16 protein-coding genes and 1 pseudogene are annotated in these 23,532 nt (G+C 34.5%); 8 read left to right on the forward strand and 9 right to left on the reverse strand.

Annotated elements, in window-relative coordinates; genetic code table 11:
* Window positions 1-52: 52 nt before the first annotated feature.
* Window positions 53-1,222: a hypothetical protein gene (locus Q7C23_RS08990; protein WP_375032201.1), complete on the reverse strand. Its 1,170-nt coding sequence runs from the start codon at window positions 1,220-1,222 to the stop codon at window positions 53-55.
* 233 nt (window positions 1,223-1,455) lie between these two features.
* Between Q7C23_RS08990 and Q7C23_RS08995 the strand changes: the two genes are divergently transcribed.
* Complete coding sequence (locus Q7C23_RS08995; RefSeq protein ID WP_375032202.1) at window positions 1,456-2,085, forward strand: response regulator; 630 nt, start codon at window positions 1,456-1,458, stop codon at window positions 2,083-2,085.
* Here Q7C23_RS08995 and Q7C23_RS09000 read toward each other — a convergent pair.
* A complete protein-coding gene (locus Q7C23_RS09000) occupies window positions 2,082-5,105 on the reverse strand; it encodes an ATP-binding protein (protein WP_375032203.1) in 3,024 nt (1,007 codons plus the stop codon). The two genes, Q7C23_RS08995 and Q7C23_RS09000, sit on opposite strands and share 4 nt — an antisense overlap.
* 229 nt (window positions 5,106-5,334) lie before the next feature.
* Between Q7C23_RS09000 and Q7C23_RS09005 the strand changes: the two genes are divergently transcribed.
* Window positions 5,335-5,883: an NAD(P)-binding domain-containing protein gene (locus tag Q7C23_RS09005; protein ID WP_375032204.1), complete on the forward strand. Its 549-nt coding sequence runs from the start codon at window positions 5,335-5,337 to the stop codon at window positions 5,881-5,883.
* 441 nt (window positions 5,884-6,324) lie between these two features.
* Window positions 6,325-8,601 carry a catalase/peroxidase HPI gene (gene katG / locus Q7C23_RS09010; RefSeq protein WP_375032205.1) on the forward strand — a complete coding sequence of 759 codons (2,277 nt, stop codon included), beginning with the start codon at window positions 6,325-6,327 and terminating at the stop codon, window positions 8,599-8,601.
* Window positions 8,602-8,676: 75 nt separating this feature from the next.
* On the opposite strand, the gene Q7C23_RS09015 is transcribed toward katG, so the two are convergent.
* Window positions 8,677-9,792 (reverse strand): PepSY-associated TM helix domain-containing protein, encoded by a 1,116-nt coding sequence (locus Q7C23_RS09015; protein ID WP_375032206.1) that lies wholly within the window; start codon window positions 9,790-9,792, stop codon window positions 8,677-8,679.
* Window positions 9,793-10,038: 246 nt separating this feature from the next.
* Here Q7C23_RS09015 and Q7C23_RS09020 point away from each other — a divergent pair, with 246 nt between their 5' ends.
* The gene (locus tag Q7C23_RS09020) at window positions 10,039-12,447 is read left to right on the forward strand and encodes a TonB-dependent siderophore receptor (protein ID WP_375032207.1); all 2,409 of its coding nucleotides are present in this window, start codon (window positions 10,039-10,041) and stop codon (window positions 12,445-12,447) included.
* An 84-nt stretch (window positions 12,448-12,531) separates the two neighbouring features.
* On the opposite strand, the gene Q7C23_RS09025 is transcribed toward Q7C23_RS09020, so the two are convergent.
* The 6 genes and pseudogenes from Q7C23_RS09025 to Q7C23_RS09050 form a co-directional block, all read right to left on the reverse strand.
* Window positions 12,532-12,837, reverse strand: coding sequence for a hypothetical protein (locus Q7C23_RS09025; RefSeq protein WP_375032208.1), 306 nt, complete (start codon window positions 12,835-12,837; stop codon window positions 12,532-12,534).
* A 120-nt stretch (window positions 12,838-12,957) separates the two neighbouring features.
* Window positions 12,958-13,347 carry a YidH family protein gene (locus Q7C23_RS09030; protein WP_375032209.1) on the reverse strand — a complete coding sequence of 130 codons (390 nt, stop codon included), beginning with the start codon at window positions 13,345-13,347 and terminating at the stop codon, window positions 12,958-12,960.
* A 98-nt stretch (window positions 13,348-13,445) separates the two neighbouring features.
* Complete coding sequence (locus Q7C23_RS09035) at window positions 13,446-14,126, reverse strand: SRPBCC family protein (protein WP_375032210.1); 681 nt, start codon at window positions 14,124-14,126, stop codon at window positions 13,446-13,448.
* 193 nt (window positions 14,127-14,319) lie between these two features.
* Window positions 14,320-15,942 (reverse strand): FAD-dependent oxidoreductase, encoded by a 1,623-nt coding sequence (locus Q7C23_RS09040; RefSeq protein WP_375032211.1) that lies wholly within the window; start codon window positions 15,940-15,942, stop codon window positions 14,320-14,322.
* Window positions 15,943-16,097: 155 nt separating this feature from the next.
* The gene (locus Q7C23_RS09045; RefSeq protein ID WP_375032212.1) at window positions 16,098-16,226 is read right to left on the reverse strand and encodes a hypothetical protein; all 129 of its coding nucleotides are present in this window, start codon (window positions 16,224-16,226) and stop codon (window positions 16,098-16,100) included.
* Window positions 16,227-16,238: 12 nt separating this feature from the next.
* A pseudogene (locus tag Q7C23_RS09050) lies at window positions 16,239-16,457 on the reverse strand (helix-turn-helix domain-containing protein); the annotation flags it as partial.
* 246 nt (window positions 16,458-16,703) lie between these two features.
* Here Q7C23_RS09050 and Q7C23_RS09055 point away from each other — a divergent pair.
* The 4 genes from Q7C23_RS09055 (at window position 16,704) to Q7C23_RS09070 (ending at window position 23,512) form a co-directional block, all read left to right on the forward strand.
* Window positions 16,704-17,285: an RNA polymerase sigma factor gene (locus Q7C23_RS09055; protein WP_375032213.1), complete on the forward strand. Its 582-nt coding sequence runs from the start codon at window positions 16,704-16,706 to the stop codon at window positions 17,283-17,285.
* 127 nt (window positions 17,286-17,412) lie between these two features.
* Window positions 17,413-18,261, forward strand: a complete 849-nt coding sequence (locus Q7C23_RS09060) for a FecR family protein (RefSeq protein ID WP_375032214.1) — start codon at window positions 17,413-17,415, stop codon at window positions 18,259-18,261.
* A gap of 171 nt (window positions 18,262-18,432) precedes the next feature.
* The gene (locus Q7C23_RS09065; RefSeq protein ID WP_375032215.1) at window positions 18,433-21,669 is read left to right on the forward strand and encodes a TonB-dependent receptor domain-containing protein; all 3,237 of its coding nucleotides are present in this window, start codon (window positions 18,433-18,435) and stop codon (window positions 21,667-21,669) included.
* Between the two features lie 532 nt (window positions 21,670-22,201).
* Entirely contained in the window at window positions 22,202-23,512 is a 1,311-nt protein-coding gene (locus Q7C23_RS09070; protein WP_375032216.1) for a hypothetical protein, read from the forward strand.
* Window positions 23,513-23,532: the final 20 nt, after the last annotated feature.

Genomic DNA, 23,532 nt, shown 5'->3' on the forward strand with positions numbered 1-23,532 from the left:
AAAATGGACTAAAACCTAATAAGTTTTAGTCCATTTTTTTTGAAAAGAAGTATTAACGTCTTCTTCCACCGCCCCCGCTTCCAAAGCCTCCGCCACCTCGGCTGCCTCCGCTAAAGCCTCCGCTACCTCTGCTGCTGCTGCTGTTAAAACTACTTCCGCCGCTGCTTCTGGTACGGCCGGAATCAAAACTTGGACTTGATGAACGATTTGAAGTTGATGGACGATTTACGTTTGAAGATCGATCTGAAGTACCTGCTGAAGGGCGATTTACGTTCGAGGAACGATCTGAAGTACCTGCTGATGGGCGATTCACTTTTGATGAACGGTCTGAAGTACCTGCTGAAGGTCGATTAGCATTGGACCCACGATCAGATGTCCCCGCCGTTGGTCGATTGCTTGTGTTTGCACGATTACCATTGCCATTACCATATCTTCCATTTGTGCGGTTATTGTTAACGGTATTGGATCGGTTTCTTTCGTTATTATAATGATTAATCTGATTTCTGTTGTTAATAATTACAGTGTTGTTACCTCCATGATAATGTCCTCCATAATAACCGCCGTGGTGATACCAGTTGTTATGACGATAAATACCAACTGCCAACACTGTAAACGCTGCAAAATAAGGCGGATAATAGCCATAATAATACGGTGGATAATAGGGCACATAGGCAGGAGAATATACATATTGTACAATTGGAGCTGATTCTACGACAACAGTAGTGGTAGCAGGAACATTTACTGTAACAGGGTTAGAACCAACATAGGCCGGATTAGCAGTTACTGAATCACTTTTGGTTTTAGGTTCAATAATATAATTTTTGCCATAAAGATCTTCATCTCCAACTATTTGCAAAGAAACTTTTCCGTTCTTATCTTTATTTACTAATATAACAGCAACATCCTGTGTTTCTTTTTTACTAACGTTTACCTGCAGCACAAAAGTATAAGCATTGCCATCTTTTTTGGTGACGACTTTGATAAAATCTACTTTTTTGTCAAGATTTAAATCCAGGTTATTTATTCCTGTTTCTTTCTGATTTAATGACTTTTCAAACTCTTCAATTGTTTTTGATTTTTGAAAAAGATCCAGAACTGCATAAAGATCCAGATTATCGCCTGGAAGGCCTAACTCTGGTGCATCTTCTGCTGTCTGAGAAAATACAGTAGGACTAAACAAACATATTACAACCACTAAAAAGGACAATAGAGATTTTTTCATAATTATAAAGTTTAGGAAAGTATATTGCAAGTTAGTGAATATCAATTGTATAAAAAAATATTGTGTTTATTTATTTACACCTGTAATTTTGGCTGTGCAGAAAGAAAATAGTTAGTTTTTTAACGTTCTAAGAAGAGATAGTATTAAGCGTCAGGCTTAGAATTATTAAATACTGTTGCAAGAAACTAGTTTGAATAGCTAAATAATTTATTTTTGTATTAACTTAATTAATTATGGCTAAGAAAATTTTAATAGTTGATGATCATTTAGTAGTACGAAATGGGGTTGCCATGGTTTTAGAAAAGCAAATTGAAGATGTAAAGATCTCAAATGCCGAAAATTTCTTTGATGCGATTGCACTGTTAAAAGAAGAATCTTTTGATTTGATTATTTTGGACATCAATATTCCAGGAGGAAAAAGTACAGAGATGATTACTGATTTGAGAGCGATTCAGTCTGCAGTCAGGATTCTTATTTTCTCTGCCCATGAAGAAGAGCAATATGCTTTAAAGTATATTTCTGCCGGTGCTAATGGATATCTAAACAAACTTTCCAGCGAAGAAAAAATGATGTTTGCCATTAACTCTATTTTTGAATCGTCGACCTACATTTCTGCTGAACTGCTTACTAAGCTGGTTGATGCAAGGACAAGTAAAAAGGTGATAAATCCGTTAGAAGTCTTGTCTAAAAGAGAGCTTCAAATCGCACAATTGCTAATAAACGGTAATGGTAATCTTGAAATCTCGAATATGCTGGACATTCACATGTCTACTGTGAGTACCTATAAAGCCAGGGTTTTCGAAAAACTTAAAATTAATAACCTTGTAGAACTTATTAATCTTTACAAAACTTTTGAATGCTAGGCATACTCAACTATAATTTCAATAATGGTACCTTCATTAATCGAACTCGAAATATTAATATCTCCTTTGATGATAATAAGAAGTTCAATAATCATATGAAGTCCCAGATGATAATTTTTTACAATTGGATTTTTGTAAAAATCAAGATAATACTCAATGAGCTCTTTGCTCATTCCTTTTCCATTATCCATAACGGTTAAGGATAACATATTATCTTTTGTGGCACATTGCAATTCGATCTCTCCATTGTTTGTGTTTTTTGTCGCGTTATCCAAAAGATTATGAATAATAATAGATAATGCCTTCTTGTTTGTTTTGATGAAAAAATCTTGTGGAACTGTATTGATAATAACTGTATTTTCTGCTGCCGCAATATTTTCGAAAATCTGAATTTTTTCCTCAATTAAATCATGTAACGAATAGCTTTTGTCTTCAAGCTTTCTTCCTTCTATAAATATCGTCGAATATTTAATTAGGTTTTCAACATATTCATATAGTTGATCTGATGATAATTGTATCGTTTCTATTTGTCTTTTTAGTTTTTCATCTTGCTGAATATTTGCATTGTCAGACAAATGATTTAGGGAAGCGGTTAGAAATTTTAACGGGCTTTTTATATCGTGGCTGATGCTTTTTACCAAAGTTTCCTGTTGCTTAATTTCCTGCTTTAGGTTCTTTTCTGTAGTTTTTAATTTGTTTACTGTTTTGGCCAGTTTTTTGGTTTTTTTTTCAATAACCTCTTTAAGCTTTACATTCTTTAATTTTATATAATACAATCTTAAATGCCACATGAAAAACAAAAATAGTACGACCAACAGATAACAAAGAATCGTAAACCAGATCGTTTGATGGAACATCGCCGGAACAATCAGTGTAACTTTTTTATAAACGTAATTCCCTTCAAAACCAGATAATCCTCTGATTGTAAGAGTGTATTCACCTGGTGGTAATGTGGTAAAGGATATGGATTTTTCGAATCTTATTTTTTCCCAGCGACTGTAGGCTCCTTTATCCAGCTTTGCTTCCAGATTTATATTTTCGGGATTTCCATAATAAGGATAAGCAATTAGGAAACTTACCCTTTGAAAATTATTTTTCAATACAATTGTATCTTTTGGAAAAAAAGAGCTTTGATCTACAATAACCTTGTCAATATAAAATTTTCTATTAGGAAGTAAAGGCTTTATTTTATAGGGATTAAAAAATACGATACCGTTCAGAGATGGTAAAGCGATTTGACCGTTTTGAAGAATGTTTCCACAAGGCTGGCAGCCACCGTTAAATTCGTTAGTTAAAAAACCATCCTCTTTGTTGTATTGATGATAATATATAGGCGTACTCTTGTTTTTGGTATATTTTAATAATGCCATTCTGGATACCTGAAAAAGGCCTTTATTAGTTGGAATCCAGAAAAAACCTTTTTTATCTTCCACTATACAATGTGCAGAATTTAAGTAATTATGTTCATCTATTGGGAATGCAGATAATGCGCCATTTGAACAAAGGAAAAAACCTTTTTCATAAGTCGTTAACCATATTTTTTTTTCGCTGTCAATAAAAACACTTCTAATGTTTAATCCTTCACTTTTCTTTATAATTGAAAAAGTTCCTGCGTCAATTTTATATTTAAAAAGACCTTTTTCGCTCCCAAAATAAAGAGTGTTGTAATCGTATTGTGCAATATAATTGATATTGTCTTTTAAGATTTTTATAAGCTTAAGCTCTTTGTCTTTAATGCAGTATAATTTTGCATTGTTGTATTCATCCTTTTGAAGGCTAATCCAAATAGTATTATTGTCGTCTTTAAAGATGGTTTTCGGACATTGCTTTAAATCATAATTGAGGTGTTTTTTATAATTTGTTTCCTTTAAATAGCAATGCACTCCTTCTTGTCTGCCTACCCAGAAATTATTCTCGTTATCTTTGGCTATAGCTATATGTTCATTGAGTTGCATGCTTTTTAGAAAAGGAATACTATCCAGAACTTTCTTATTGTTAAAGATTAAGCCTTCAGCTGTAACAATTGTACTGTCTGTATAAGGAAAAGCAGCATAATAAATTTCTGCTGACTTGTGTACCTCTTTTTTTACAGTTTTAAAAGCAGGAAAAGTAATGATACACAAACCATTTGTGTAACTTCCTAAATATAGTTTTTGGCTTTTCTGATCATAAAAAATAGAAACAATATTGCTTTTCTCAAACTCTGCAAAGTTTACTATTGGGATTGCTGATAACCGACCAGCTGGGTTTGTTAAGAGATAAATTTTGTTTTTTGAATAAAAAAACACCTGGTGTGCAGTTATGTTCCAGTATAATTTGTGTTTAGTCTTAAAAAGTGGGGAGTTTAGTTTTCCTGAGGATTTTCCAGTATCAGAAAAACTATCATAATCACCATTATTTCTGACGTAGTAAAGTTTGTCATTAAGTACGAAGAATTTAAAAATACTCTCGCTTTTGTGGGCAATTTTATAGAGGCTCTTTCTTTTAGCATCACACAATTCTATTTTTTCTGTATCAACAAAAAAAAGATTCCCGTTGGGCATTCTAAAATAATAAGCTTCACGGGGATTTATCGTATTGTGTGAAGGTAATCCGTCATGATAGAAAAAACGCTGACCATTTCGGGTAATGTTATAGGCCGGACTTCCTTTTCTGATGATTTTAATCTTCCTTTGATTAATAAGGACAAGCTCCTTTTTTTCGGTATTAAAACAGTACAGACTATCTTTTTGTACGTTTCCTAAAATTTCGGTAAAGCGACATTCCTTTAAATCAGTATTAGAAGAATTAAAAGTTAAGAAAGTATCGCCATCGTAGCGAACAAGACCATTTTCGGTCGTTATCCAGATAAAATTGTATTTCCCCTGTACAATAGCTTTTACACTACTTTGAGGTAGTTCATTGTTGTCTGCGGTATACCATCTTGCGGTGTAATTTTCCTGACAAGTTGCTTTAACTGCTGTGAGCAGTAATAAAAGACAGCAACAGCGGAAGGATGTAAGCAACGTCATTTTTGACATCGGACTGGTTTTAGACACACACACAAACTTAGTAAACATTATTCATTATTTTAAACTTGTAGTTTTAAATCTACATGGTTGTAGGCTTATTGAGACAACTTCTAAGAAGTACTCAATGTTTGATCCTGTTATATTTGTTCAAAAACGCAGTTTTAAAACGCTTGTATTAAAAAAAACAGAAATAAATTCGGTATTTTAATCGAGATAAGATTAGTAGAAAAAAGAGATTATGAAAATAGGTATTATAGGAGCTTGTAATATGACTTTGGATATAGCTACCAGAGCAGCAAAATCGGGGTACGAAGTATTAATTAGTCATCCCAGATGTCTTAAAAGTTTAAGGCCTGTTGTAGAAAAAATGGGGGATAAGGTAAAATTAGTTACTAAAGATAAAGCGGTAAAAGCTAAAATGATCGTACTATTTGTAACTAGGGAAGAACTGAATGGATTTTTTGATGGTCTGCCCGATATGTCAGAAAAAATACTATTGCACACCAATAATCCTTTTTTTAATACTGAAAGTCTTTTGTCTCCAATTGCAGAGGTAAAATCTTCAAGTGAAATTATAACTTCACTATTACCGAGTGCACATGTGGTTAAAATTTTCAATGTACTGCAGCCGGATGCTATTTTATCGAAATGTCAAAGTCAAAGCGGAAACGAAATATTCTATATGGGAACCAATCAGGAAGCGAAAAATAAAGTAAAAAGTTTTTTTAAAACCATAAACCTATCAGCTTGTGATCTAGACGAATTATGCTCGGCAGGGCAATGCTAAGATTTAAATTGATCTTATAAAAAAGTACTTCCAGGTTGTCGTTTTGTAACTATCTTCAGGAAAAAAAACATAATGGCAACAAGGAAGAAAATTACATTTTAAAAAGATTTGCAATAATTATATAGGTTTCAAAAAGAGGCAGCTTTTAAATATGTTTTTTTCAAAGCTTAAAATCGGGATTTGTATAATTAGCATTATTTCTTCCTTTAAATTCTTTAGAATTCTACTTAAAATAAGGTGTACCATTCAACATGTAATCTTTTAGCTTACATGATTGTATCATATAATAATATAATTGAGTTAGCTTTGTGCAATAGTTTTTATCTATTGTGGTAAATTAATTTAATAAGCATCTTTCGCTTTACTTTTTTATTTTGTTTGTAAATTAGTCTGATAATAAATTGATTAAGATTAAGAAAACAAAAAAATAAAATTGTAATTATGGACAACCAATCAAATGACATTAGCAAATGCCCTTTTCATAATGGGAGCATGGACAAAGTAGCAGCTACAGGCACAAAAAATCGTGATTGGTGGCCAAAACAATTAAAGGTAAATATTCTGCGACAAAATTCTCCATTATCAGACCCGATGGGAGAAAATTTTAATTATGCTGAAGCCTTTAAAAGCCTTGATCTGGAAGCATTAAAAAAGGACTTACATGCACTTATGACTGATTCGCAAGAATGGTGGCCGGCAGATTTTGGTCATTATGGAGGTTTATTTATAAGAATGGCATGGCATAGTGCCGGAACTTATAGAGTACAAGATGGTCGCGGTGGAGCAGGTGCAGGACAACAACGTTTTGCCCCACTTAACAGCTGGCCGGATAATGTGAGTCTTGATAAAGCAAGAAGATTATTATGGCCAATTAAACAAAAATACGGTAGAAAAATTTCCTGGGCCGATTTGATGATCCTGACAGGAAATATCGCTTTGGAATCTATGGGCTTTAAAACTTTTGGTTTCGCCGGAGGAAGAGCCGATGTTTGGGAACCGGATGAGGCTGTTTACTGGGGTTCTGAAACTACATGGTTAGGCGGAGATGAACGTTACAAAGACGGTTCTGAAGGTGTGCCGAAAGATCATGGTGTTGTTTCATCTGATGATAATGCGGATGGTGATATTCATACAAGAAACTTAGAAAAACCACTTGCTGCTGTGCAAATGGGACTTATATATGTAAACCCGGAAGGTCCAGACGGTAATCCGGATCCTATTGCTGCTGCTAAAGATATCAGAGATACTTTTGGTCGTATGGCTATGAACGACGAAGAAACGGTTGCCTTAATTGCAGGCGGACATACATTTGGTAAAACACACGGAGCCGCTTCTTCTGATCACGTAGCAGAAGAACCGGAAGCTGCAGGTTTAGAACTACAAGGTTTTGGATGGAAAAACAGCTATGGTTCCGGTAAAGGTTCAGACGCTATTACAAGCGGACTTGAAGTTACCTGGACAAAAACACCAACACAATGGAGTAATAACTTCTTTGAAAACTTGTTTGGTTTTGAATGGGAACTTTCTAAAAGTCCTGCCGGTGCGCATCAATGGGTAGCCAAAAATGCAGAACCAATTATTCCGGATGCTTTTGATAGTTCTAAAAAGCATTTACCAACAATGCTTACAACCGATTTATCATTGCGCTTAGATCCTGAGTACGAAAAAATTTCAAGACGTTTTCTTGAAAATCCTGACCAGTTTGCAGCTGCCTTTTCACGTGCGTGGTTTAAATTGACACATCGCGATATGGGACCTGTTTCGCTTTATTTAGGAGCCGATGTTCCGAAGGAAGAGTTGTTGTGGCAGGATCCAATTCCGGCAGTAAATCACGAACTTATAAATGCGAATGATATTGAGCAATTAAAAGGAAAAATTCTGAATTCAGGATTAAGTATTTCTCAATTTGTTTCAACTGCGTGGGCTTCAGCTTCTACTTTTAGAGGATCTGATAAACGTGGAGGTGCTAATGGAGCACGTATAAGACTGGCTCCTCAAAAAGACTGGGCAGTAAATAATCCGGCTCAGCTGAAAACTGTTTTAGATAAGCTTGAAAGTATTCAGGCAGAATTTAATGCGGCTCAAGGTGGTGGAAAAAAAGTTTCACTGGCAGATTTAATTGTTTTAGCTGGTTCAGCAGGAATAGAGAAAGCGGCTGCAGCTGCCGGAAGTTCTGTTACTGTACCTTTTACTCCGGGACGTATGGATGCCTCTGCAGAGCAAACAGATGTTGAATCTGTTGGCTATTTAGAGCCTAAAACAGATGGATTCCGTAATTACAGAAGAACAAAATCAGCTGTTGCAACGGAGGAATTACTTATTGATAAAGCGCAGTTGTTAACGCTTACAGCGCCAGAGTTGACTGTGCTTTTAGGTGGATTACGTGTATTGGATATCAATGCGGACGGCTCTAAAAATGGCGTATTTACAAATCGTCCGGGTCAGCTTACAAATGATTTCTTTGTAAACTTACTGGATATGAATACGCAGTGGCAATCAGTTTCTAACGATAAAGAGCTTTATGCAGGAAACGATCGTTCAACTGGTCAGCCAAAATGGATTGGTACACGTGCCGATCTTGTTTTTGGATCTAATGCAGAATTAAGAGCGCTTGCTGAAGTTTACGCTAGCAGCGATGCGCAGGAGAAATTTGTAAAAGACTTTGTTGCCACATGGAATAAAGTAATGAACCTGGATCGATTCGATTTAAAGAAATAATTTCGATTTAAAGAAATAATTTCTTTTCAATAGAATAAAAAATGAAAGAGGAGCCATGGTGGCTCCTCTTTATATTTATAGGCTTAAAATTAAACTGCTTTTATCTTTGTTTTTTTTCTTTTTTTTCTTCTTTTTCAACCAAATAATAAACCCGGTTACAGGTAAACTGGCTGCAATTAAACTGGCTAAGAAGGCAATTATTTTTCCAAAAATACCAAAGATTTTTCCGGTATGAAGATCGTAGTTACTAGCTTCGATAATATCAACAGTATTAAAATCCTTATATAATTTATAACGAAGCAATTGCCCCGTTGAAGCATCAAAGAAAAAGGTATTTTGTTTTCTGGACCATTGGTACGGATATAACATTCTCAATCTAAGACCTCCGTCTTTTCTTATTGACAAGGTTACTGTATTGGCTCCGGGATATTCTTTTATGGCAGTTGTGTAAATTCGATCATACAGTAGGGCTAAAGGTTCTTCTTTTGAAATTGCTTTTGACTCTACTTTTATGCCTTCAGAAACCTCACTTCCAGTTAAGAATGCAGCTGCATTTTTTACGCCTTTAAAAGCAAAAAACAAACCGGTGAGGGCAATAACAATCAGAAAAAAAGAAGCATAAAATCCTAATACATTATGTACATCGTAGTTAACACGTTTAAATGTTCCTTTCCATTTAATTGTCAAAGCTTGTTTTATCGCTTTAATCCTTACTGGAAACCATAATATTAGTCCGGTAAGTAACATGAGGGTGAAAATAACCACAGACCATTTCTGAATAAAGCTTCCGGTGTCACCTAAAAGCAAAGAAGTATGAAGCTTTCTGACGGTAGTTAACCAATCCTGAGTGTCAGTCGAAATTAAAGTACCATCATAAGGATTAAAATAATATATTTTCTTTTTTGTAGAAAGTTCGACAGCGGCATTAGAAGCTTTTTGATCTACTTTGATTGAAGTAATTTTTTGATCCGGTTCTGCTTTTTGAAAATTGAGGACAATTTTATCAACGCCTGCAAAGGGCTTTTCCTGAATTGGTACAAGTAATTCTTCTTTTTTGCTCAAGCCTCTTATTTCTTCCTCAAAGACATAAATACAGCCAGTAATACTAATTATAAAAACAATTATTCCGGTTGCCAAACCTAACCATAAATGGACCTGGCGTGCTATATTTTTAATTTGTTTCTGATTCATTTTATAAAGCGTATACTAAAATTAGAGGCTGTTTTTTGAAAAGTTTTTCAAACAAGCTGCGCAAATGTAGATGTATTTTAGAAACATTCCAAATAACAGGTGTTACAAATCAAGTAGTTTAGGTACTTGTTAGTTTAAAATTTATAGCCGAATTTATTTTGAAAAAATAGCAATTTGCTGTTGATATATTTAGAAATATATTGTTCTTTTGCGCTCAATTTAGAATCAGTTTAAATAAATATAAATATGAGGACAGTAATACTTTCAATTTCAGGTTATATACAAGCACTAACTAAAAGAATAGCAGGTTTATCGTTGACATCAGCATTTTTATTGATGCTTTTGTTTTTTAATTCCAGTGTACAGGGGCAAACAACCGCAAGCGGTTCCATTTCAGGTAGTGTGATTACTAATGATGGAAATGCCAGTCAGGGTGTAATCGTGAAATTAATAGAGATTAATAAAAACGCAGTTACCAATTCGGCTGGAAATTTCGAATTTAAAAAAGTACCATTCGGAAAATATACTTTAGAAGTTACGATGACTGGTTATGAATCATCTCTCGAAAGTACCGAGATTACAGAGCAGAACCCAGCTGTTTCTATTGACATCAAAGTAAATTCTTCTATTCAAAATCTGGAAGATGTAGTAATTCGTACAGGAGGAAATCGTTTTGCTAAAAAAGAAAGTTTTGACGTTGCCAAAATGCCTTTAAAGAACATTGAAAACTCTCAGGTTTACATAGTAGTAAGTAAGGAATTAATGAAAGAGCAGGTAGTTACTGACTACAATAGTGCTTTTAAAAATGTACCGGGAGCTGGTATCGCCGAAGTAAGAAATCAAGGCCGAACCACTTCTATTTCAAGAGGTTTTCCAACTCCACAAGTAGTTAGAAACGGTGTTGGAAGTTTTACTTACACCACAATTGATCCTTCCAATTTAGAGCGTATAGAGGTTATCAAAGGACCATCTGCAACACTTTTCGGAAGTACATTATCTTCATTTGGTGGATTATTTAATCGTGTGACCAAAAAACCTTTCGATACTTTTAAAGGAGAAGTTTCGTATTCAGCAGCAAGTTGGGATTTGAACCGTCTGACTTTTGATGTGAATACACCTTTAAACGAAGATAAAACAGCTTTGTTGCGAATCAATACGGCTTTGCATAGTGAAAGAAGTTTTCAGGATGCCGGATTCAATAAAAACTTCTCAATTGCTCCAAGTTTCTCTTATGCAATCAATGACAGATTAAGTCTTTTAATTGACATAGAATTCAGCATGTACAAAGCAACGTCGCCAACGAGACTTGCGCCTTTCGTGGTAGCAAACACAGAAAGCAGTATTGAGGAACTTGATATGCCTTATAAATTATCTTTCGCTAATAATACCATCAATTACACAAGTCAACAATACAATATTTTTGCACAGTTAAAATATAAAATGTCAGATAGTTGGGATTCTCAAACTATTTTGTCAAGAACAAGATCATCCTCTGATGGTTATGTGGTGGCTTTGCAAATGAGGTCGCCTACAACAATAAGACAACAGGTAACCTATCAGGAATCACCCTTCTATGGAACAGATATCCAGCAAAATTTTATTGGAAAATTCAACATTGGCCAACTTAAAAATAGAGTAGTAGCCGGTCTTGATTTCTACAGTCTGCGTGCTACCCGAAACGATGCCATCGTTAATATGCCTGCAATGGATTATAAAAAACCTGGCGACGCTTATAATGATTTTAATATTCAAAAAGTACAGCCAATGTTTGCCGGCGCTACTTTTAATAACTACGTTTCTACTGATGAAGATACGTACAGCGCCTACGTTTCTGATGTTTTAAATGTAACAGATAAATTATTAGTAATGGGTGGAATTCGTCTGGATAAATATGAAAATCATGGAACCTATTATCCTAGCAAAGATTCTATTGCCGGAAATTACAATCAAACCGCTTTCTCTCCAAAATTTGGAGTAGTTTACCAAATCGTGAAAGATAAAATTGCAGCTTTTGGTAACTACATGAATGGTTTTAGTAATGTTTCAGGTTCTGATTTTTATGGAAATACATTCAAACCAAATCAGGCCAATCAATGGGAAGGTGGTTTTAAATTTGATCTTAGTAAAATATCAGCTACCTTAAGCTATTATGATATTGCCGTTACAAATATAACACGTGACGATCCTGATCATGCTAACTTTTCAATTCAGGACGGAACTCAGATCAGCAGAGGTTTTGAAGCCGAGTTAATAGCCAATCCAATTTCGGGATTAAACATTGTCGCAGGTTATACGTACAATGATAGTAAATACGAAAAGAGTAATGCAAGTGTTCAGGGATTACGACCAACAACCGCAGGATCACCTCAAACTGCAAATTTATGGGCAAGTTACAGGCTTGTTACGGGTAGTGCCCAAGGTTTAGGAATTGGTTTTGGAGGTATTTACGGAAGCGAATATTATCAGACCAATACAACAACTTTCAAATTTTCAATTCCGGCTTATACCGTTTTGGATGCTTCACTTTTTTACGATCAGCCAAAATATAGAATTGGCCTTAAAGTGGACAACTTAACCAATGAAAAATATTGGTCTTACAGACTTGCAGCTCAAAACCCAACACGTGTTACTGCTAATATAACATTTAAGTTCTAAGTAACTTTGCTACAAAAAAAGGGATTGTTTCATAGGAGACAATCCCTTTTTTAGTTTAAGAATTTGAATAACATTTTAAAATGCTTATTGTTCCTCTTCCTCATCATCCGGTTCGGCTTTATTGGCGCTATATTCGTCTAAAGTTCTTCGGTTCGGATCATTTTTGTCACTTAAATCTCTTTCGGCATCAATGGTTCGATTGCTGTTTTTTTGAAGATTAATATCATCATTATCATCGAGATTTTGCCCGTCTGAATTATCAGTATTATAAGGCTCTCTGTCTTTGTAACTATTCTGATGCTGATTAATTGCCGGATCTTTATTTTCCATTGTTTCAGAAGTAATCGCTTCATTATCTGATCTGCTGTTTCTGTGGTTTGAAGTATTCATAATAATAAGATTTAATAATTAATACTTACAAAGCTAGTAACCAAAAACAGAAATAGGTTATAAGTTTTTGATTTGCAATTGTATTATTATCAGTTGTATATAATTTTAATTTGCCTGTTTTTAAGAAGAAAAAGGATAAGCAGCCATAATTAAATAAGTAATTATAATAATACTCATCAGAAAAATAACAACGGTCAGAACTGTTATTAGTAAGGTAGAATATAAGTATTCGCCTTTTTGCAGCAGTTTGTGCGTTTGTCGGTATTTCCAATACGATAAAAAAATGGTAACGGCACCTGTAAGGACTAATGCTATACCTATAATTATGGTTAAACCATTTTTAGGAATATTGGTTTCACGAAAAAAACTGGCTGGTAATTGATTCACAAACAGTGAAAATTTTACGATTACAAAACCAAAAACCATTATTCCGATGCCAGTTCGAACCCATGAAAGAAAAGTTCTTTCATTAGACATTTGTTCGTTGATCATTTTTTTATTATTCTCCATTGTGTTCAATGTATATCTTTAAATTATAATAACAAAAGGGAAAAACCTGTAAAGAATCTCTCTTTACAGGTTTTGTTTTTTTATGTATTTGAAATCAGTTAAACAGATTCTATATAGGTTTTGAAATTTATAATATCATCTTTTACCAGTTTTTCAAAATACGGATTAAGCAATTTTGCAGCGCCTTCTCCAGCAACTCCGAGCGGTGCGTGATAAGAAATGGTTACAATGATTTCCGTATTTTTTCCGCTTGGTCTAAAGACAACTTTTCCCGCATTTTTTATGGACGATTCCGGAAGAGAATTCCAACTGATTAATCTTTCTTTTTCATCTTTTACAATTTCGGCTTTCCAGGTTAATTTGCCTATTCCGGCCGGCCCTTTTGCTGTCCATTTAGAGGTAGTGTAAGTCAGCGGTTTTACAGATTCCAGATGGTTCATGAATTTTGGAAAATTTTCGAAATCGCGCCAAAAATTATATACCTCGCTTATAGGTTTATTTATGATACTATTCACTCGAATGTTTACATTTGAAGCCTTATCGTTTTTAAGGTGATCTACAGCATCGTACACCGGGCAGTATCCTGAAAGCCCGCGTAAAAGCATTGCGCCTCCTGAACCTATTTGTGTGATATTCTTATCTTCTTTTGATAATCCTTTATACAATAGATATCCGCCGCTGGTTACCATTAAAAATCTTTCCAGAGCTGAAACGTTTGTTTTAAGTTTTGAAGTTCCTGAATTAGAAACTTTTTTCTGAGATGTTGTGGCTGTTTCCATAATTCTATATTTTTATTGATGTGCAATTGTTAGGAGATTAAAATTAAGCTCTTTAAGCTGTTTTTCTTTTACACGATTAATCCTGATTATTACAGAATTAAGCTTGATAGAAAGGAAGTTTTTCGGCTTTAAAACTTAGCAATAATTTGTTTTGTTATAATTCTTATACTGAAGCTTATGTAGAGATTTTCAATCAGAAAGGCTTCTCTTTTTGTGTGGAGTTATGTGTTTTTTGTTTGATATGAATTTTATGTAAATCGATTTGCGCCGGGCCATTGATAACAGATCCGTCTGTCGAGAATCGGGAACCATGACAAGGACAGTCAAAAGATTTTTCATCAGCATTCCAGTTTACAATACAGCCCAAATGAGGACAGACTGCAGAAAATGCTTTTAAAGAGTTATCATAATCCCGGTAAACGGCAATTCTCTTTAATCCGTATGAAATTACGCCGCCTTCTCCAGCTGCTAAATCGGATGTATTTTTTAAGTCAGATGTTGTAATCCAGTCTACATATTGCGAAGCCATATTGCTTATTTCTTTTGCAAAATCAACGGCTATTTTAAGGGTAATGCGTGAAGGGTTGTATAAATCTTCGTATTTATTTTTAATGCCCGCTATGCTATCACAAATAATAATAGCGCCAATTGTGGCATGTGTCATACCATTTCCGGAATCTCCGGTAATAATATAGATGTTTTGATCTCCGGGGTTTTTCCCCATAAATCCTAAAGAATCTACTGGTTCCATTACCTGTCCTGACCATCTGTAAGTCAAATCATTGTCCAGCATTGGGAAATAATTTCGTGTCCAGGCTTCTAGTCGGTCATAACGTTCAGCGGCTGATATTCCGTCTTCATCGGCCTGACCCGTTTTATGATCTTCTCCACCGGCAATTAATAAATCGTATTTGTCATCATAATTTTCCAAACGAACATAATGATAAGGCTGCGAAACCCATTTTGATTTCTGATCGCCGGTATCCCACCAAAGCGCGTAGGGAAGTTTCTCTTTCGGAATTTTACCTGCAATAACATAAGTTCGATACGCATGTTGTTTGGTGTGCATGGTGAGGACATCATTTACAGGACTGTTTGTAGCAACTACAATATGTTGTGCAGAAAACGTATAGCCGTTTACCTTTGCGCCTTTTTTAGTAATATCTTCTGCATGGGCTTCGGTATATATAATGCCTCCTAAAGAAGTAATAGCTTCAGTAAGACCTTTTAAATAATGCAAAATGTGAAATTGTGCCTGATTCGCAAAAGCCAGACATCTTTTATTTTCGGCATTAGCCAATCCGGGAACGGATTCTAAAATGGAAGTTTTTAATCCCGCTTTTTGTGTGACATGAAATTCCTTGTCCAGATTTTCTTTTTTATCAGAAGGATGAAGAAACAAATAACCATTTACTCTTTTAAAGGAACAATCGATATTTAATTCGGTCACTATTTTTTCAATTTCATCGATGGCTTCCGTATGGCTTTCGGCTGCAAGTTTGGCTGCATTTTCTCCAAATATTTTTTCAAGAAAATAATATCGGTCGTCTAAAGCGCAGGTTAAATGGGCTGTTGTACGTCCGGTTTCGCCACTGCCAATAAAACCATCTTCGACCAGAACAACTTTTTTTCCGGCCTTTAGTAATTTATAAGCCGTAGTTAAACCCGCAATTCCGCCACCAATAATAAGTACTTCAGTTTCTATATCATGATCTGGTTTATTACAGGAGATAATTTGTGTAGAATCAATCCAAAACGAAACATTATCGCCTGAAGTAATACTGGAGCTTTTTAAAGTATTGTTTGAATCATTCATAACACTAAAATTTAAAGTTTGCAATTAGTTGGAATTGAGGCTTTTCTAATAGATTTACTTGTATTAGAAGATATCAAAGCTACTATGTAAAAACGTTGTATGCTTACAATTTTAAGTGTAAATTTTATATGATTGCCATTGAGCTGAAGATCAGATTAATCTTTTTGCAATTCTTTCTCTATTTTTTGATAATCTTCTTTTTTGATAGGAATGTATTTGGCATTTTTAGTATTCTCAACACCTTCAAAAAAGTAACGGACATCTGTATTTAAGGATTGTATCAACTCAATTAGAACGGGTAGGGACGGAATAGTTCTTCCGTTTTCGATTCTCGAAATTAGTCCATTGCTAACGCCGGATCTGTTGGCAACTTCATGAATGGTTAGTGAATTTTTCTTTCTAATTTCTTTTAATCTTTTTCCAATACCATTAAAAAATCTTCCAGTTTGAATTGTAAATATAGTATAACCAGCACTAAAACTTTTTAAGAAATGAGCGGAGGAGAAATATATTATCTAAAAACTATAATTGATTCCTGGTAATTGTGCTCTAAACGAATATATACTTTGAAAGCCGTGATCTACTGAAAATAAAGCAATCAATTTTAGTAGTTAAAAACAGCTTTTAGAGGCTAAATAAAAAGAGAAACTTGAAACATAAACACAATATTAATAAATTATTAAATGAATGAATCGCAAAATTATCAATAACCGTTTATCTTACTTTTGTAAGGCTCTTCTTTAACAATTTAAAATTGCATTATGAGTTCTAATTTGGTATTAAGGTTACGAGAGGGAGATGATTCCTGTTTTAAAGAAATCTACGATTTATATCATTTTAAAGTATTTTGTTTTGTAAAAAAATATACTGCACAGCTCGCAGATTCAGAAGATGTAACGCAAAATGTTTTTATTCATCTTTGGAAATACAGGGCAAAATTAGATCCAAATATTGAGTTGGAAGCCATTTTATTTAAAAGCTCAAAGCAAGAAATTTCAAAATGGTATAAGAAGCAAAACAGGATTTTCTCGGTAGAAAATGAGCAATTGATTAAAGAACTTGATTCTCCGTCAGAATCAGACGAAAGTATAAATTTAAAGCTCGAAAAAATCCAATATCTTCTTGATAAAGTTCCTGAAAAAAGAAGAAAGATATTTCACCTCCATAAGTTTGAAGACCTTAGTTACAAAGAGATTGCAGCAGAAATGGATATGTCTCCAAGTGCCGTTGCTAATCAAATTTCAAAAACATTACAATACCTCAAAAAAAATTCGGTAAAAAACCATGAACTCTATTGGTTTACGCTGTTTTTTATTAGTCAGTCGGATGTATTTATAAGTTAAAAAATTTGTCGCTTATTAAGAAATAGTTAAGCCTGATACCTACCCGTGATATTTGAAGTCTTAGAAATCTAATGTACTAAATGGCGATAAACAACTGTGTTTTCTCCAACTATTAAATTTAATTTAAATGAAGTCAAATAGATTTAGAGACGAATGGGATGCAATACCCAATCATGGATTTCTTCCATCAGAAGTTAGATTGCGTATGTGGAGCAACATTCGAAAAAGCACTACTGATAAGTACAAAAATTATTATAAGTGGGCTGCTGCTGCTTGTGCCGTAATTGCATTGTCGATAACAGGCCATCAGTTTCTTTCGTCTCCTGATGCAGCCGTAAATAAGATTGCTTCCATTAGAACATTTAATAAAGATGTCCGTCTTTTATGTTTGCCGGACGGAACGAGGGTTTGGTTAAATGAAGATACGGAAATAGAGTATCCATTGCATTTTTCAAAAAACGAAAGAACGATTACTTTAAAAGGAGAAGCTTTTTTTGAGGTAAAACGAAATACTACAAGACCTTTTATTATTACTTCGGGACCTATTAAAACAACTGTTCTTGGAACTTCATTTAATATTAAAGCTTACGGTAATAAACAATCCGAAGTTAACGTAAGGACTGGTAAAGTAAAAGTGGAAGGCGCACAGAACACGGTTTTTCTGATAAGAGGTGATAAAGCAGTTTATAGTACTGAAACGTTAACGGTAAATAAGAACAAAACAAAAATATTGGAACCGGACTGGAAAAAGGTGCTGATTTATGTTGATGGTCTAACACTTGAAGAAGTAGTAGCAAAGCTAAAAAAAGAGCATTCATTTTCTGTAAATTATTTAGAAGACGATCTGAAAAATCTGAAAATCCAGGGAACCCTTGATACCAGACAAGGCTTTTATGAGATGCTTCAAACTATTGCTTTTGCATTGGAAATAAAAATAAGACCCACCGGAAATAATACTTATCTGATTAGTCGGTAAGGAATTTACCTATTTCAAAAATACATTTTAATCATAATGATGATAGCGAGTTTCAAATTTTTGCAAAAAAGTTTGACAGAGCTGTTATGCAATTGTTCGAATACAAAAATGAAATTATATCAAAAATTAACATATTAAAACAAATTCTAATTAAACTAATATTTATCAATTATGAACAATGATTCTTCCAGGCAATTTATAACTGCCTTCTGGATTTTGCTTTTCGGATTATTTCTGGGAACAAGTACAATTTATTCGCAAAACGGAACCGTATCGGTTGACTTTAAAAATTCTTCGCCACAAAAAATAATTGATAATTTAAAAACTCAGACTCCGTATCAGTTTGTTTATCAGAAAGATTTGGACTTAAGCACTCCTTTAGTAACATTAAAAAAAGACAATGTTTCGATTGATGAGATTTTAGAAGATTTACAAAATCTGACAAACTTAAATTTCAAAAGAACCGAAAACAATATTGCGGTGAAGCTAAATGATGCTGTCAAAAAAAAAAAGAATGGGAAAATTATCGGAAAGGTAGTTGACAGCAACGGACTTTCGTTACCAGGTGTAAATATAAAAGTGACTGAACTGAGTTTAGGCGCACAGTCTGACATTGATGGTAATTATGTTTTAGAACTGGAACCAGGAGAATATACGATTGAGATTAGTGCTATTTCTTTTCAAACACAAAAAATCACGGGTGTTAAGGTGTTGGAAGGCGGCGAAACTCCGCTTGTAGTTTCTTTAAAAGAAGATGCGCAATCACTGAATGAAGTTATCATTATTCAGGATTACAAAAAAGCCACAGCTTCGGTTGAAGGTTTGTTGTTACAGCAAAAAAAAGCAGCCCAGTTTTCTGATGGTATTTCGGCAGAGCAAATTGCCAGAACTCCGGACAGAGATGTAGCAAGTTCATTAAAACGTATTACAGGCGTAACGACAATTGGCGATAAATATGTTGTGGTACGTTCTATGGCCGAGAGATGGAATCAGGCGGTTATGGACGGAATTGCATTGCCAAGTACAGATGCTTATCAGCAGAATTTCTCTTTTGATATTATTCCGACTTCTATAGTCGAAAGTATTGTGGTGAGCAAATCTGCGACGCCGGATATGTACGCCAATTTTGCCGGAGGATATGTTGAAGTTAAGACGATGGATATTCCTAAAGAAAACTTTACCAATTTTTCTATTAGTAATTCTTATAATAGCAAAAGTGCTTTTAAAGAGCGATTAACCAGGCAGGAAGGCGATTATGATTATTGGGGATTTGATGACGGACGACGTGATTATCCGAACAATCTTGTATCACTAGATATACCAAAAACTGAAGCAACATCTGGTCTTTTTATTCAACAGTCTAAAGAGTTTACAGAGGATAATTTTTCTACCTATAAAACGTATGGTGCTCCCGGAACAACCTTGCAATTTGGTATAGGAAGAACTTATAAATTGAAAGACAATAATAAATGGGGATTTGTTGGTTCTTTAATTTTTAAGAATACGCAGGAAAAACTTGAAATTGAGCATACGGAAAGAAATAATAAAAGTAATACGGAATTTTCTGAAGAGAATGATAAAAGTGCATATTCAACTTTTACAAAGTATGGATTTAAAAATTCAGGAGCCAATTACAATTATAATTCAACTTTGGGCGGTATGTTTAATGCCGGTATTCAATTGGGTAATCATAAAATTACAATGCGTAATACGGTTATGCATATTTATAACAATCAATTGACCCAAATTACAGGCTGGGAAAATGACGATAGTACAGCAGAGATTTTAGATGGCAGCAGACTTGCAAATATTAAAGAGTCTAATTATCCTGTTTACACGACTTTTATCCAGAATAAAATTGAAGGGAACCACAAATTCGATAACCTTGAAGTTAATTGGTATGGAGCCTATGGAAATGTAGCAAAAGATACTAAAGACGCAACATTTGTAGATATTGGAAGGGCAAAAGTAGGTGATGATATAATAACGGCTTATAGTGTTTATAACGCTGAAACCAGATTTCCGTTTAGCCGAAGCAATTTTACTAATGATGAGGCCGATTATAACTGGGCCATTAATTTCAAATACACTTTTAATTTTGGTGATTCTTTTACAAATGATCTTAAAGGAGGCTATTTTGGAACTTACAAAAGAGCAACAAATCAGCAGCAATCCGTTAAGTTAGTAACAGTTGGTCAGCCAACTGAGCGCGCTGTTATTTATGAACCGCTTTCTGAATTTTTAGACGGATCAAATTATTATTGGGGAGGTTTTGGATGGCAGAATTATGGTGTCTACGGTAATAAGTATGAAGGTGATGTAAAAATACATTCCCCATTTTTAATGCTCGATGATAAAATTGGCCGATACGTAAGGTTAGTTTGGGGAGTAAGAGCCGAAAGTTACATTTATACAGAAATACAAAGTCAGACTGAAACTCCTGATGGTTTAGCAAAAGACCAGGGGAATGATAAAGTTTGGCAATTTCTGCCATCGGCAAGTTTAATTATTAGTCCAACTAATAAAATGAATATTAGATTGGGGTATAATAAATCTGTTTTGCGTCCACAATTTGCAGAGCGTTTGGGTATTCCTTATTACGATCCAATTCGTTCGGCCAAAGTCTACAATTACTCAAATGGATTGGTTTCCAGTGTAGCTAATAATTATGATTTTAAAGTAGAATGGTTTCCATCCGGTGGTGAGATTTTGTCTTTTGGTATTTATCATAAAGACATTGATGACCCAATCGAATCTGTTGGTTTCCGAAATCCTTCAGGCGGAAGAGATATCTACAATCTGAACTCAAACAATGCTAAACTTTGGGGAGTTGAATTTGAGTTTTATAAAAGTCTTTCTTTCTTAGGCGAAGGCGAAATTTTGAAAGATCTGTTTGTTTATGGCAACGCTTCTTTCAATGATACAAAAGTAACCTCTTATGTTAATATTGATGGAACCGGAGGACTTTATGAAGCCAATAGGCCTTTGTACGGGCAATCACCTTATACTTACAATCTTGGTTTAGATTATGTAGGTGACCGTTTTGGTTTTAGTCTTAGACATAATGCACTGGGAGATCAATATATACTGGTAGGATTTGAATATGCGGCCGAAGAAATCCGCAGACCATACGCGATAACGGATGCTCAGGTAAGTTACAGATTTTTTAAGGAGAAAAATTTGGAATTAAAATGCAGCATGAAAAACATCTTTGATGCAGGCATCGAAACTTATAATAACACTAATAGTTATAGTAAGACTACGGATGTTCCCTATGGGTCAAATCCAAGAGAACGATATAGTCTGGGAGCAGGAGCAACAGATAAGTACGATGAAGATATTGATCAGGTGGTATTTAAAGCCTGGAGCGGAAGAACTATAAGTGTATCTCTTAATTATAGGTTTTAGTAGAGAATCCAGAAATTTAATTTGTTCTCCTGATGGATATTAAGAAACCGTTAACAAAAAAAACAGACATGATTTTTTGCTTTTTCAAAAGCTAATATCTAATAGTAATACACAAGACATTTTGTGTTTAGAGAGATAAATTTAAAATGCTTGTGTTTGTAAGGATTCTACTTTAAGTAAATCTCAAACAGTTCTTTGATAAATTTTAAACAGATAAAGTAAAGGTTGCAGATATTCGGAATCTTCAATAAAAAAGCCAATTTGTAAGTAATGGCATCGGGTTTATCATATCCATAAACATCTAGCTTTTTATGTATTCTAAAATTTAAATGAGAATTTGAACCTGATCCTTTCATTAAACAAAATCCTAATAATGAAAGATGGAGTAGGCGTAAACCTCCGGTGGTAAAGCGGAATCGTTTATAGAAAAGAAGTATTTACCAAAAACGAGAAAGACCTAAGGAAAGGAATTTTGCTGCCCTCTCCAAAGGCCTAGTTTAATAGCAGCAAATATAGAAATAATTAAATTATTATGAAAAACTTTTTTTTATTTGCAATTGTAGCTCTGCTTGTGAGCTCTTGCCAAAATGATGATTCTTCTGCTGATTCTTCTTTTTCTATGAAAGCTGCTGGTGCTGATTATTCAGGATATCCTGCAACAGTACAAACGGTAAGTGGTGATATTACTGTAAACACAACCTGGACAAGCAACAAAGTTTATGAAATAAGCGGTGTTGTAAGAGTAAAATCAGGAGCTACATTAACAATTCAGGCTGGAACTTTTATTAAAGCAAAACCTCTTGCTGCAGGTGTTGCTACAGGAGCTCTTGTAATTACTAAAACAGGTAAAATTAATGCACAAGGAACAGCAAATGCTCCAATTATTTTTACAAGTTATAACTTATTAGATGGTAATGCTACAACAAAAGCAACTCCTGGAGATTTTGCAGGTTTAGTGATTTTGGGTGACGATCAGGTGAATAACGGATTGACTACCAATGTTATCGAAGGATTAGGAGATCAGCCTAATGTTGCTGATTTTTATTATGGTGGTTCTAATGCTGCTCACAACGCAGGAACAATCTCTTATGTACGTATCGAATTTGCTGGTAGAATTTTAGATGATGGTATCGAAATCAATGGTCTTACTTTTGGTGGTGTAGGTGCTCCTACAACCGTAAACCACGTTCAGGTATCTTACGGTAGAGATGATTCATTTGAGTTTTTTGGAGGAAGAGTAAATGCTTCGTATTTAGTTTCTTTTGCACCAGATGATGACAACTTCGATTTTGATCTTGGTTATACAGGAACAATTACAAAAGCTATTGCACTTGCTGATAGTAATTCTACACACAGTACAAGTGGAACTGCACCTAATTTAAGCCCGGATTCAAACGGTATCGAATTAGATAACAACGCTGGAGGTACTGCAACAACACTTATTACACGTCCTGTTATTTCTCAAATGTCTATTATAGGCGTTAGCTCAACTACAGTTGCTGATTTATACGAAAATGCTATCCACGTACGTAGATTAGGACAAATTAACCTTACTAATGTTACTGTTACAGGATACAATAAAGGTATCAACTGGGAGTCTCCATCATTACCAGCTAATTCTACATGGTCTTTATTATCAATCCACGGATTTGATAACCCAGTATTGCCTGTAGGAACAAGTTTAGGTCTTGGTAACACAACTTCAACAGTAAATCCTGCTACAAGCTGGGCTCTTACACAACCATTCTTTAACAATGGTGCATTAAACTTTACAGGTGCTACAGGTGCTTTCAAAACAGAAGCTAACTGGACTAACACCTGGACTAAGTTTACAAACTTCTAATACTTTTAGGTTAACTAATA

The sequence above is a fragment of the Flavobacterium sp. LAR06 genome (assembly GCF_041946075.1).
Classification (GTDB): domain Bacteria; phylum Bacteroidota; class Bacteroidia; order Flavobacteriales; family Flavobacteriaceae; genus Flavobacterium.

Bases quoted from the DNA above. Each gene is read 5' to 3' on its own strand.
- Q7C23_RS08990 (WP_375032201.1), bottom strand. From the start codon at position 1,222: ATGAAAAAATCTCTATTGTCCTTTTTAGTGGTTGTAATATGTTTGTTT.
- Q7C23_RS08995 (WP_375032202.1), top strand. From the start codon at position 1,456: ATGGCTAAGAAAATTTTAATAGTTGATGATCATTTAGTAGTACGAAAT.
- Q7C23_RS09000 (WP_375032203.1), bottom strand. From the start codon at position 5,105: ATGTCAAAAATGACGTTGCTTACATCCTTCCGCTGTTGCTGTCTTTTA.
- Q7C23_RS09005 (WP_375032204.1), top strand. From the start codon at position 5,335: ATGAAAATAGGTATTATAGGAGCTTGTAATATGACTTTGGATATAGCT.
- katG (WP_375032205.1), top strand. From the start codon at position 6,325: ATGGACAACCAATCAAATGACATTAGCAAATGCCCTTTTCATAATGGG.
- Q7C23_RS09015 (WP_375032206.1), bottom strand. From the start codon at position 9,792: ATGAATCAGAAACAAATTAAAAATATAGCACGCCAGGTCCATTTATGG.
- Q7C23_RS09020 (WP_375032207.1), top strand. From the start codon at position 10,039: ATGAGGACAGTAATACTTTCAATTTCAGGTTATATACAAGCACTAACT.
- Q7C23_RS09025 (WP_375032208.1), bottom strand. From the start codon at position 12,837: ATGAATACTTCAAACCACAGAAACAGCAGATCAGATAATGAAGCGATT.
- Q7C23_RS09030 (WP_375032209.1), bottom strand. From the start codon at position 13,347: ATGGAGAATAATAAAAAAATGATCAACGAACAAATGTCTAATGAAAGA.
- Q7C23_RS09035 (WP_375032210.1), bottom strand. From the start codon at position 14,126: ATGGAAACAGCCACAACATCTCAGAAAAAAGTTTCTAATTCAGGAACT.
- Q7C23_RS09040 (WP_375032211.1), bottom strand. From the start codon at position 15,942: ATGAATGATTCAAACAATACTTTAAAAAGCTCCAGTATTACTTCAGGC.
- Q7C23_RS09055 (WP_375032213.1), top strand. From the start codon at position 16,704: ATGAGTTCTAATTTGGTATTAAGGTTACGAGAGGGAGATGATTCCTGT.
- Q7C23_RS09060 (WP_375032214.1), top strand. From the start codon at position 17,413: ATGAAGTCAAATAGATTTAGAGACGAATGGGATGCAATACCCAATCAT.
- Q7C23_RS09065 (WP_375032215.1), top strand. From the start codon at position 18,433: ATGAACAATGATTCTTCCAGGCAATTTATAACTGCCTTCTGGATTTTG.
- Q7C23_RS09070 (WP_375032216.1), top strand. From the start codon at position 22,202: ATGAAAAACTTTTTTTTATTTGCAATTGTAGCTCTGCTTGTGAGCTCT.